The sequence below is a fragment of the Catenulispora pinisilvae genome (assembly GCF_015356865.1).
In the GTDB taxonomy this organism is placed as follows: domain Bacteria; phylum Actinomycetota; class Actinomycetes; order Streptomycetales; family Catenulisporaceae; genus Catenulispora; species Catenulispora pinisilvae.
Genome location: NZ_JAAFZA010000301.1, coordinates 1 through 11133, shown reverse-complemented (window position 1 = coordinate 11133; position 11133 = coordinate 1). Strand labels below are relative to the sequence as shown.

General features: G+C 70.9%; 9 protein-coding genes. 2 read left to right on the top strand and 7 right to left on the bottom strand.

The genetic code is table 11. From position 1 onward, the window contains the following. Window positions 1-1662: 1662 nt before the first annotated feature. From IZR01_RS43895 to IZR01_RS43880, 4 genes are all read right to left on the bottom strand, one after another. A complete protein-coding gene (locus IZR01_RS43895; RefSeq protein ID WP_194895727.1) occupies window positions 1663-1818 on the bottom strand; it encodes a DUF6760 family protein in 156 nt (51 codons plus the stop codon). Further along, a complete protein-coding gene (locus tag IZR01_RS43890; protein WP_194927280.1) occupies window positions 1815-2399 on the bottom strand; it encodes a hypothetical protein in 585 nt (194 codons plus the stop codon). The genes IZR01_RS43895 and IZR01_RS43890 overlap by 4 nt, the downstream gene beginning before the upstream one ends. Then, window positions 2399-2842, bottom strand: coding sequence for a phage tail protein (locus IZR01_RS43885; RefSeq protein WP_194895726.1), 444 nt, complete (start codon window positions 2840-2842; stop codon window positions 2399-2401). Before IZR01_RS43885 ends, IZR01_RS43890 begins: the two co-directional genes overlap by 1 nt. Window positions 2843-2957: 115 nt before the next feature. Next, entirely contained in the window at window positions 2958-4592 is a 1635-nt protein-coding gene (locus IZR01_RS43880; protein WP_194895725.1) for a phage tail sheath family protein, read from the bottom strand. A 258-nt stretch (window positions 4593-4850) separates the two neighbouring features. Here IZR01_RS43880 and IZR01_RS43875 point away from each other — a divergent pair, with 258 nt between their 5' ends. Next, window positions 4851-6290 carry a hypothetical protein gene (locus IZR01_RS43875; RefSeq protein WP_194927279.1) on the top strand — a complete coding sequence of 480 codons (1440 nt, stop codon included), beginning with the start codon at window positions 4851-4853 and terminating at the stop codon, window positions 6288-6290. 81 nt (window positions 6291-6371) lie between these two features. Here the strand turns inward: IZR01_RS43875 and IZR01_RS43870 are convergent, their stop codons facing one another. Together IZR01_RS43870 and IZR01_RS43865 are read right to left on the bottom strand one after the other, a co-directional pair. Continuing rightward, complete coding sequence (locus tag IZR01_RS43870) at window positions 6372-8048, bottom strand: MFS transporter (protein WP_323747271.1); 1677 nt, start codon at window positions 8046-8048, stop codon at window positions 6372-6374. Then, the gene (locus IZR01_RS43865) at window positions 8045-9565 is read right to left on the bottom strand and encodes a long-chain-fatty-acid--CoA ligase (RefSeq protein WP_194927278.1); all 1521 of its coding nucleotides are present in this window, start codon (window positions 9563-9565) and stop codon (window positions 8045-8047) included. Before IZR01_RS43865 ends, IZR01_RS43870 begins: the two co-directional genes overlap by 4 nt. Before the next feature lie 121 nt (window positions 9566-9686). Here IZR01_RS43865 and IZR01_RS43860 point away from each other — a divergent pair, with 121 nt between their 5' ends. Then, window positions 9687-10298: a TetR/AcrR family transcriptional regulator gene (locus IZR01_RS43860; protein ID WP_194895722.1), complete on the top strand. Its 612-nt coding sequence runs from the start codon at window positions 9687-9689 to the stop codon at window positions 10296-10298. 4 nt (window positions 10299-10302) lie between these two features. Here the strand turns inward: IZR01_RS43860 and IZR01_RS43855 are convergent, their stop codons facing one another. Further along, window positions 10303-11064 carry a DUF4118 domain-containing protein gene (locus tag IZR01_RS43855; RefSeq protein ID WP_194927277.1) on the bottom strand — a complete coding sequence of 254 codons (762 nt, stop codon included), beginning with the start codon at window positions 11062-11064 and terminating at the stop codon, window positions 10303-10305. Window positions 11065-11133 lie beyond the last annotated feature (69 nt).

The following is an 11133-nucleotide window of genomic DNA, read 5'->3' as shown; positions in this document are numbered from 1 at the left end:
CTCGCCGCGGAACCGCCTGCCGTCTGCCCCCCCGCCGAACCAGCCGCAGACGCCCCACCCGAACTCGCCGAACGCTGAACTGCCGGGCCATCAGCACTCGCGGCCGAACCACTCGCACCCGCAGACCGTCCGGCGGCTGAACCGCCCACAGACGATCCAGCCGAGCCGCCCGTACTCGCCGCCGAACCTCCAGCAGACTGCCCGCCCGCCGAACCACCCGAGCTCCCCGAACCGCCCGTGCCTGCCGAACGCTGAACTGCTGAACCACCCGCGCCCGCGACCGATCCGGCTGCCAAACCGCCCGCACCCGCCGACTGCCCGGCCGCCGTACCACTCGCACCCGCAGCCAATCCGCCCGCCGACTGCCCGGCTGCCGAGCCGCTCGCGCCCGCAGGCTGCCCGGCCGCTGAACCGCCCGCAAGCGATCCGGCCGAACCACCCGCACTCGCCGCCGGACCACCTCCCGGCAGCCCAGTCCCAGACGTCCCACCCGAGCTCGCCGAACGCTGAATTGCCGGGCCCATCGTACCCGCCGCCGAGTCGCCGCCCGCAGACGTTCCCGCCCCCGAGCCACCAGCCCTCGCCGAACGCTGAATAGCCGGGCCCATCGCACTCACCGGCCCCTGGCCTGCCGCACCACTCGCACCTGCCGACCGTCCGGCCGCCGAGTCGCCGCTGCCCGCGGAGCCGCCAGACGCCGAACTGCCCGCGCTCGCCGAACCTCCTGCTGCCGAGTCGCCCGCAGAGCCGCCGCTCGCCGACGATCCGGCCGACGGCCCAACCGCCGAACCGCCGCTGCCCGCAGCCAATCCACTCGCCGAGCGCTGAACAGCAGCACCGCTCGCACTCGCTGCCGAACCACTCGGCGATCCCGAGTCCTGCGGCATCCGCTGCACATTCGTCGGTTCAGCTGACGCCGCCGACCCACGTCCCGCATCTCCAGCAGGCGCCGTCGATCCGCTCGACCGCTGCACCGACGCCACCTGACGCGTCCGGGGCGTGACAGCCGCCTGGGTCAGGCGCGGGCTCGTGGGGCGCGGCTGGACGACCGGCTTCGCGGGTGTGCGGATCACCGACTGGCGTACGACCGGTGCGGCCGGAGCCTCAGCCGAAGCCGTGGCCGCGGCTGGCGCCTCGGGCTCCTCGACACTCCGCTGGACCGGCGTGGTCAGCGGCAAGTTCATGGCCGGCAGTTCCAGTGACGCGGGCGTGCCGGTGCGGGCGATCGCGCGGGCGACCAGGCGCCCGCCCGGTGCGTCGGTGCGGACCTGGCGGCGTGGCTCGCGCTGGAAGGAAGGGTTCTGCCACGTGGCGAGGCGTGCGCCGAAGTCGGATTCCGAGACGCCGGTCGCCGTCGGGCGGCTGACGCCGCGCATCGCCGGGACCGCGGCCCACTCGCGGCGCTGCACGTTGACCGCGCCGCCGCCCCCGCCCACGCCCGCGCTGCCAGCAGCGGCAGCCGAACCGGCGGCACCGCCGCTCACGCTCCGCGCCGAGCCAAGCGAATCCGGCCCCGTCCCGGCCGAAGCCGCAGCACCGCCGCCGGACCCGGCCGAAGCCGCAGCGCCATCAGCGGACCGGGTCGAAGCCGAAGCCGAAGCCGCGGCCCCGTCACCAGACCCGACCCCATCCCCCCGGCCCCGCCGCGAGAACAACCCCATCTCAGCCCTCCGAGGCACGCGCGTTCAGGCCGGCGATGCCGGACACGAAGCCGCGCCGGTCGCCGTGCTCGAGGTCGAGGATCTGGTCCAGGCCCCAGTGGAAGTGGTATGCGACGTACGCGACCTCGTCGCGGAGCTGGTCGGCCGCGTACGTCACGATTCCCCCAGGCGGCTCCCGCCGAGGTCGATCTCGAAGTCCTGGGCGCAGTTCGGGCAGGTCACCGAGGCCAGGGTGTGGCCCTCGGCGTTGATCTGCTCGTAGAAGTCCTGCAGGAAGGCCAGGTCCGAGGCGAACATGTTCTCCACGATGCCGTCGTGGACCATCGGCAGGGTGCCCAGGCGGGTGATCACCCGGCCCAGCAGGACCACCGACAGGTACGCCGGGTTCTCGCGGACGCGGACGTCGCGCAGGGGAACGAGTTCGTCGCGGGCCGTGGACAGGCGCATCGCACCGCGGCGGTGGACCGCGCCGGTGTCGTCCACGTAGCCGCGCGGGAGTTCGAACTCGAACTCGGTGCGCAGGGTGTCGACGCGGCCGGGTGCGGCCGGGGCCGCGAGGCCGGACGCGCCGACCACACCGCCCACACCGCCCACGCCGCCCGCGTCGGCCATGCCGGCCGCCGCAGGAGCCATCGTCGCGACCGAGGCAGGCGCGCCGGGCACCGCCCCGGGAGCCACGTCGGCCTGGACCGGCACCGCCGGGGCCGCCGTCGCGGCCCCCGGGAGGGAGCGCTTCATCAGGCGATCACCAGTTCTTCGAAGGTGATCGTGACCTGCTCGGTGAGCACCTGCGCCTCGCCGGCCTTGGTGCCGGCCGTCTCGACCTTGCAGCACCAGGCGTTGCGCAGGTCGTAGCGCTTGATCGGGTTGTTCATGTAGTCCATGTAGATGATCGTCGCGTTCTTGCGCGCCGAGCCCATGTTGCCGGCCAGCGACTCGTTGATCCAGTTGGTGAACGACGAGCTCTGGGTCTGGCCCCGGGTCACCGAGACGGTGCCGCCCTGGGAGATGCCCGGCATCATCCTGACGACCGGCTTGCCCTGCGGGTTGTTCTGGACGTGCTTGATCACGTCCTGCTCCAGCTGGAGCGCGCCGACCTCGGCCAGGTACTCGACCTGCACGCCGTCGATCTGGAGGGCGAAATTATGCGCGGCGGCGGAGTCGCCGTTGGTCAAACCCATGGTGATCCGAATCCTTCAGTGTTGCTCGCGGTGAATAAGGGATCGAAGTTCCGAACCGGCCGGGGGCCGGCGGGCCGCGTGCGAGTCGGGCGGCCGCCGGCTCCCGGCGCGGGGCCTACTCCTCCAGCTCGCTGGTGCCGCCGGAGATCTGCGCCAGCCGGAACACCACGAACTCGGCGGGCTTGACCGGGGCGATGCCGATCTCGCAGATCACCCGGCCGACGTCCACCGACTCCGGCGGGTTGGTCTCCTCGTCGCACTTGACGTAGAACGAGTCCTCGGCGCGGGCGCCGAACAGCGCGCCGCCGCGCCACTCGTTGACCAGGAACGCCGAGATGTTGCGGCGCACCCGGGCCCACAGCGCCTGGTCGTTCGGCTCGAAGACCACCCACTGGGTCCCGGAGAGGATCGACTCCTCCAGGTAGTTGAAGTAGCGGCGCACGTTCAGGTAGCGCCACGCCGGATCCGAGGACATGGTGCGCGCGCCCCAGATCCGGATGCCGCGGCCGGGGAAGGCGCGGATGCAGTTCACGCCGATCGGGTTGAGCAGGTCCTGCTCGCCCTTGGTGATCTGCAGCTCCAGGTCGACCGCGCCGCGCACGATCTCGTTGGCCGGGGCCTTGTGCACGCCGCGCTCGGCGTCGTTGCGGGCCCAGACGCCGGCCATGTGGCCGCTGGGCGGGACCGCGACCGACTTGCCGGCGGCCGGGTCGAAGACCCGGATCCAGGGGTAGTACAGGGCCGCGTAGTGCGAGTCGTAGCCGGCCCCGGTCTGCCGCCAGGCCCGGATCTGCTGGGCGTTCAGGTTCGGCAGCGGGTCGATGATGGCGACCCGGTCGCCCATCAGCTCGCAGTGCCCGATCAGCGCCGTCTGGACCGCCTTCACCTCCTCCTCGCTGATGCTGCCCTGCTGGTAGGCGCTCATCAGGTCCGGGACGGCGACCATGGTGATCTCGTCGATCGCCTCCAGGCCGCCGAAGCCGGTGCGGTCGGCGGAGTCGCCGATGTAGGAGCCGGTGGACACCGGGACCGGCAGCTCGCCGCCGGCCGCCGCGCCGCCGCCGGCCGGGGCCGCCAGCTGAACGCTCTGGTTCTCCGGACGGACCAGCGTGCCGGAGCCCGCCTCCTCCACGGTGATGAACTTGGACCGCTCGCGCACCTGGGTGGTGACGTAGTTGCGGCCGGCCTTCTTGTTGGCCGAGACGTCGAAGGTCTCGGTGGGCTTGTCGTCGACCTTGACGACCAGCCGGAAGCGGTCGGCGGCGTCGGCGCCGCCCTTGTCGTCCTTGTCGGCCGGGACGTCGGTGACCTCGACCGAGACGGCACCGGCCGCACCGGGCTGGACCGCCACCTTGAAGCCGCCCAGGGTCACCGGCTCGCCGGCGGCCAGGGCCTGGCGCTCGGCGCCGGTCACCACGCCCCGGTGCCCGGCGCTGACCGCCCGGCCGTTGCCGTCGGCCGAGCCCGGGCCCGCCAGGCCGCCCTCGGTGCCGCCGACGCGGACCACGTAGGCGATGGTGCCGCCGTTGTTGAAGAAGCCGTACACCGAGTGCGCCAGGTAGTAGCCCTCAGTGAACTCGCCGAACTCGGCGACGTACTGGGACCAGTTGGTGACCAGCGTCGGCGCGTTCAGCGCGCCCCGCGGCGCGAGGCCGACAAAGGCCGCGACCGAGGTACCCACGCCCTCGATCGGCCGCGAGCCGCTGGCGACCTCTTCCACGTAGACGCCCGGCGACAGATATGTCGGCATGGTCGATGTCTCCTCGAAAACCGTACGCGGGCAAAAAAGTTCAGCAGTAACCATTGCCGACGCCGGCCCCACTTCGGAAGGTCCAGGGGGACGGACGCGAGGGCACTGGTCACTGCCCGTTCGGGCGGCACCGTCGGCACCCCGGGTCCGGAATCGGCGGGAAGGGCCCCGACCGGCCCGGATACACCCCTAGGCTGTCTGCTCAGGACCGCCTGACCAGTCGTGCGGGCGGGGGGCCGGCAGGGAGAGCTACTGATCGTGTGGGTTGATTTGAACCCGGTGACGGCGGACGTCGAACCGGGCGCCGAGGCGGCGGTGGAACTCACCGTCCGCAACACCGGCGACATCGTCGAGGAATACCACCTACAGGCTACTGGCGACCCCGCGCGCTGGTGCAGCATCGAACCCCAGACCCTGCGCCTGTATCCAGGTACGACCGGCATCGCGCACCTCACGTTCGCCCCACCGCGCAGCTCGGAGTCCCAGGCCGGGCCCCAGTCCTACGCGGTGAAGGTCACCCCGCGCGAGGACCGCGAGAACACGTTCGCGATCGAGGGCGTGCTGCGCGTCGCAGAGTTCGCCGACATCCGCGCCGACCTCATCCCGGCCACCACCCGGGGCTGGCACCGCGGCCGGGTCAAACTCGCCGTCGACAACTACAGCAACACCGTCGCCAGCGCCTCGGTGTCCACCACATCGTCGAACTCCAACTTGCAGGTGGACATCCGCACCCCGGCGCTACGCCTTCAGCCGGGACGCGCGCAGTACAGCAAGTTCAGCGTCCGCCCGGGCCGGCTGCTCTGGTTCGGGACCAAGACCCGGCACCAGTACAACATCACCGTCTCCCCCTCCGGGTTGGGACAGCCGGTGTCCCTTCAGGGCACTTACATGCAGTCGGCCCTCCTGCCGCGTTGGCTTCAGCGCCTGCTGATGTTCGCCGCCGCCGGTGCCGCCGCGATCCTGGCCCTGTGGTTCGGCATCCGCCCCTCCTTCGACACCAGCGCCCAAGCCTCGCCGCAGCCGGTCGCCGCGACCGCGCCGCAGGTGGTCGTCATCCAGCCGACGCCTTCGGCCCCGTCCAGCAGCCCGACGCCGACGCCGCCGAAGCCGAGCCAGTCCCAGGTCGCGCCGCCGCCGTCCTCCTCGTCCCAGCCCGCCGCGCCGCCGGCGTCCACCTCGTCCAAAGCACCGCCCCCGTCGCAAACGAGTGCCAAGCCCACTCCGCCGCAGCAGGTCAAGACGACCAACGTCCTGAACTACGCGGCCAACGGCTCGATGGACCTCAACAACGACAACTTCGTCGACGGCCAGAAGATCGGCATCTGGGAGACCAACCACAGCCCGGCCCAGACCTGGACCGTCTGGATTTACGCCGACGGGTCCTTGGTCATCAAGTCCGACGGCAAGCCGGACAGCGACGGCGTCAAGGTCCTGCAAGTGGAGCCGAACAACGACCCCGACCAGAACAACGTCGACATCTCAGACGACTTCAACGGGATACCCGGCCTGCAAGCACACCTGACGGCCGACTTCCAGCAGTGGACGCTGACCAGCATCCCCGGCAACGGCACCTACGGCGTGCTGAAGAACAAGCACACCAACACCTGCCTGTCCAGCACCGGTATGCACGGGTTCTTCACGATGGCCCCGTGCAACACCGGCGACCAGAACCAGTGGTTCTGGCTGTTCGCGGTCTGATCCGGCCAGCCCATCTGTCACATCGGCCCGCCCTCGCGATCGTGCGCGAGGGCGGGCGATACGTTGCGCCGCGCGATCAACTCATACAGCCGGAGCCTCCCCCTCCCGCAGCTTGGCCAACTCGACCGCGACCGCCCGCTCGTGCGCCTCGGCGTCCTCGCGGGCCCGGCGCGGACTCCACCGCCCGCGCATGGTGGCCGCGAACGGCAGGAACAGGATCTGCCCGGCCAGCGTCACCCACCACCACGTCTGCCACTGGTGCGGACCGTCCTTGACCGCCTTGGCGACCGCGGTCCCGTGCGCCTGCAGGATCGCGATCTCCGGCTGCGCCTGCTGCACCGTCTGCAACCCGGACACCCCGACCTGGGCCACCGCCTGCCCCAGCAGGGCCGGCGGGATCGCGGCCGGGTTCGGCGGGTACTTGGCCAACTCGGCGAACAGCGCCGGATGCGCGGCCACGATCGCCAGCGCCGGACCGGCCTTCGCCTGCGCCGCGGCCACCTCCGCGCCGTGGTCGACCACCGGCGTCACCGAGGTCACCACCACCGGCACGAACGCCGCCGACACCGCGACCACGATCCGCAGGATCCAGCCCCACACCGCCAGCCCGGTCGCGGTCGCCGCCGGGTTCCGCGCCTCGACGGTCTCGGTGAACGCCGCCATCCACGGCGCGTAGGTGACGCCGGCCAGCGCGCCGCCGATCAGGAACACCACGGCGAAGGTGTAGTAGCCGGTGTGGGCGTGCGTGGCCAGCACCGCGAAGACCGCCGTGGTGGTGATGGTGCCGAGACAGCCCACGATCATCAGGGGTTTGCGGACCTTGAGCCGGTCGGACACCAGCCCGGCCACCACCAACGACACCGCGTTGGCGGCCCAGTACCAGTTGGCCACCGAGTTCGCACGCTGCTCGCTGTAGCCGTAGACCGCCGAGAAGTAGATGACCAGGTTGCCGACCAGCGCGTAGTACAGCAGCAGATACACGCTGACCGCGAACGCGGGACCGGCGATGCCCGGCCGCAGCATCTGCCGCCAGTGCCCGGCCAGCTCCTGCTCCGGATCGATGCCGCGGGCGCGCGCCTCGACCAGCGCCCGGTCCCGCATGCTGACCATGATCTGGTCCCGCAACCGCGGCGAGAGCTCGCGCAGCGCGAACAGCGCGATCACGAACACGATCAGGGAACTGATCCCGGAGTAGTGCAGCTCGTCCTGCCATGTCGAGCTGTCCAGGGTGTGGCTGGTGACGGTGGTGACCACCAGGGAGCCGGCCACCGGTCCGATCGCCCAGAAGCCCATCGCGGTGGCCCGGCCCAGCTGCGGTGAGAAGTCCCGGATCAGCGCCGGGGTGGCGACCAGGATGATGCCCTCGACGAAGAACAGCGCGGCGAACAGGGTCAGGAACATGCCCTTGCTCGACGTGCTCGGCAGGATCAGCACCAGGATCCCGGCCAGCAGCAGTCCGTAGACGACCAGGTTGGCCCGGCCCCAGCGGTCGGCGAGCCCGGCCAGCAGCGAGGACCCGGCGCCGATCGCGTTGCCGATCACCGACATCCAGACGAAGTAGGTGAAGGTCATGTGGTAGTGGGTGATGATCGACGTCGCCACCGCGTACTGGATGTAGAGCAGGTAGTACAGGACGATCGTGGTCAGCACGACGATCGCCAGATAGGCGTAGCGGCGTGCGGATTCGGGATAGGCGGCCAGGTCTCGGCGCCAGAAGCGGTGCAGGACACCGGGCGCGGTGTCCACGGCGATACTCACGTCCGCAGCTCCTTCTTGAGGATCTTCCCGGTCGGTCCGATCGGCAGGGCACTGAGGATCCGCACTTCCCGCGGGTACTTGTACGGCGCCAGCCGGTCGCGGCAGAACTCGATGACCTCGCGCTCGTCAGCGTGCGCTCCGGCCTTGAGCGCGATGTAAGCCACCACCTCCTCCCCCAGCCGTTCGTCGGCGCGTCCGATGACCGCGGCTTCCGCGATCGCCGGGTGGGCGTAGAGGACTTCCTCGATCTCGCGCGGGTAGACGTTGAACCCGCCGCGGATCACCAGGTCCTTCTTACGGTCGACGATGTAGAAGTAGCCGTCCTCGTCGGCGTAGCCGAGGTCGCCGGTGTGGAACCAGCCGTCGCGGACCACCTCGGCCGTCGCCTCGGGGTCGTGCCAGTAGCCCGACATCATGGTGTGGCCGCGGATCACGAACTCGCCGACGTGCTCCGGCCCGGGCGGCAGCCTTTGTCCCGCCTCGTCGATGACTCGGACCTCCACACCCCACACGGGTTTGCCGACGGAGCCGACCCGGCGCTGTTCTGCGCTGATGTTGAACGTGACCGTGCTCGCCGTCTCCGACAACCCGTAGCCCTCCAGGATCACCACCCCTGGGAACTCGGCCTCGAAGGCCCGGATCACCTCGCCGGGCATCGCGGCGCCGCCGGAGCAGCCGACCCGCAGGGCACTGAGATCACGCTCGGCGGTGTCCGCGTGCAGCAACGCGAAATACATCGTCGGGACGCCGGAGAAGATCGTGCAGCGGTGCTTCTCCATCGCGTCCAGGACCGGCGTGATCTCGAAGCGCGGGACCAGGGCCATCGTGCCGCCGAAGCGGACGATGACGTTCAGGACGCTGGACAGGCCGAAGACGTGGAACAGCGGGAGCACCGCGAGGGAGACGTCGTCCGGCAGGACTCCGAACAGTTCTCCGGACACGGTGCAGTTCATGTAGAGCTGGAAGTGGGTCAGCTCGGCGCCCTTGGGCTTGCCGGTGGTGCCGCTGGTGTAGAGGACGACGGCGGTGTCGTCGGCCTCGGTCGGAGCGAGGTCGCCGGTGTCGGTGCCGGTCAGCAGCTCCGCGAAGGGATGCGTGCCCGGCGGGACTTGGTCGTTCCCGGGCGGGTTCACAACGTAGACCTCTGTCCCGCCGGCCTCCTCGGCGCCCGCGACCGCCTCGGCGGCCGACGGCCCGTACGCCACAAGCAGCTTCGCGCCCGAATCCCGCAGCTGATAGCCGAGCTCGCGGCTCTTCAACAACGGGTTCAGCGGCACCATGATCAGCCCCGCCTTGAGGATCCCGAAGTAGCACAACAGGAACTCCGGGAGGTTCGGCAGCTGCACGGCCACCCGGTCCCCGCGCTCCAGACCCAGGGCGAGCAGCGTGGCCGCCACCCGGCCCGAAAACTGGTCGACCTGCTCGTAGGTGAGGGTCGCGTCCTGGCTGTGGCACAGCGGCTTGCCGGGCGAGGCATACCGCGACTCGCGGAGGATCGAGGCGAGGTTGAACGTCATGGACGACTCCGCTTCCCGGTCACCAACCGACCGCCCGGTATGTTGGCGCTTAGTATCGTCGGTAATCCCCGGGTGTCAATGGGCCGGATCGGATGGGATCAGGGCCCTGACGAGGAGCGACATGACAGAGCAGGACCGGCCCAGGGTGCCGCGCGGCCAGGCCCGGGACCGGATCGTGGCCGCGGCCACCGAACTGTTCGCCCGCCTGGGCTACGAGGCCACCACGACCCGGCAGATAGTGGAGGCCGCACAGGTCACCAAGGGCGCGCTGTACCACTGGTTCAGTTCCAAGGAGGAGCTGCTGACCAGCATCTACCGCGAGCTGTTGGCCGAGCAGACCGCGCGGCTGGAGGCGATCGCGGCCGCCGACGGCCCGGCCGACGTCCGGCTGCACCGCGCGGTGTCCGACCTGTTCACGCACATGGACGAGCACGCCGAGCCGCTGACGGTCTGGGCCCGCTCGATGCACCTGGTGGCCGGCGAGCACGCGGCCGCGGTGCGCGCCGAGCGGCGGCGGTACCAGCACCTGTTCCAGGATCTGGTCGAGGAAGGGCAGAAGACCGGGGCGTTCCGGCCCGATGTGCCGGCCAGCGTCATCACGAACACGTTCTTGAGCAGCGTCGTGCAGATCCACCGGTGGTTCCGGTCGCAGGGGCCGTTGACCCGGCGGGAGTTGGGCGAGCAGATGGTGTCGCTGTTCTTGGACGGGGTCCGGGTGGTTCCGGCGGGATAAGGACTCAGGCGGCCACAGGCGGACGCGCGACGTCACGCACCAGGACCGCGCCGACTTGGGCCGCGAGCATCGCCGCCACTTGGCGGGCGGCCAGCGAGGGCACGGCGCCGGGCATCGGGGTGAGCATGAAACGCCCGACCGTCCGGCCGCCGGAGCGGGCCGGGAGTGCGAAGTCGGCGTCCGGGAAGCCGTACTCCTCGACGTTCCAGCGCCGGCCGTCCCAGGACAAGGTGCCGTCGTCGGCGAGCCGCGGCGGATGGCCGAGGAGCCGGCCCGGTTCGAAGCGGGCGTCCCGCAGACCCAGCAGCATCACGAGTTGGGCCCGCACGTGCGCCACGACCTCCTGCGGATCGCGCTGGTCGGCGACGAGCCGGGCGGTGGAGCGCAGCTCGGCCAGGTAGGCGGTGTCGTAGACCACCGTGCGCCGGGCCCGGCGGGCGCGCGCCGCCAGTTCGCTCACCGCCGCGCCGACGGCCAGCAGCAGGACGATCGTCTGGACGTCGGTGCCGCGCGTGACGCTGAACCGCTCGTACGGCGTGGTCCAGAAGAAGTCGAACCACACCGCGGCCGACGCCGCCGCCACGATCCCGGCCACCCGGTGCCCGTTGGCGGCCACCGCCACGACCACCACCACGAGCAGCAACGCCACGTCGGTGTTCGCCAGCGACGACCGCCACGGCAGGAAGAGCGCCGCCACGGCCGGCGGCACCAGCACGGCGGCCGCCCCGGCCCAGCGGTCGCGGTGCACCCGGTCGAAGATCCTCATAAACAACGAATACCCCGGTTCGGGGGGTTCGGCTGTTTGCATCGCGCGTGCGTTGCGCGAGTTCGGGAT

Coding starts and splice junctions, on each gene's coding strand:
- IZR01_RS43890 (WP_194927280.1), bottom strand. CDS start 2,399: ATGAAGCGCTCCCTCCCGGGGGCCGCGACGGCGGCCCCGGCGGTGCCG.
- IZR01_RS43885 (WP_194895726.1), bottom strand. CDS start 2,842: ATGGGTTTGACCAACGGCGACTCCGCCGCCGCGCATAATTTCGCCCTC.
- IZR01_RS43880 (WP_194895725.1), bottom strand. CDS start 4,592: ATGCCGACATATCTGTCGCCGGGCGTCTACGTGGAAGAGGTCGCCAGC.
- IZR01_RS43865 (WP_194927278.1), bottom strand. CDS start 9,565: ATGACGTTCAACCTCGCCTCGATCCTCCGCGAGTCGCGGTATGCCTCG.
- IZR01_RS43860 (WP_194895722.1), top strand. CDS start 9,687: ATGACAGAGCAGGACCGGCCCAGGGTGCCGCGCGGCCAGGCCCGGGAC.
- IZR01_RS43855 (WP_194927277.1), bottom strand. CDS start 11,064: ATGAGGATCTTCGACCGGGTGCACCGCGACCGCTGGGCCGGGGCGGCC.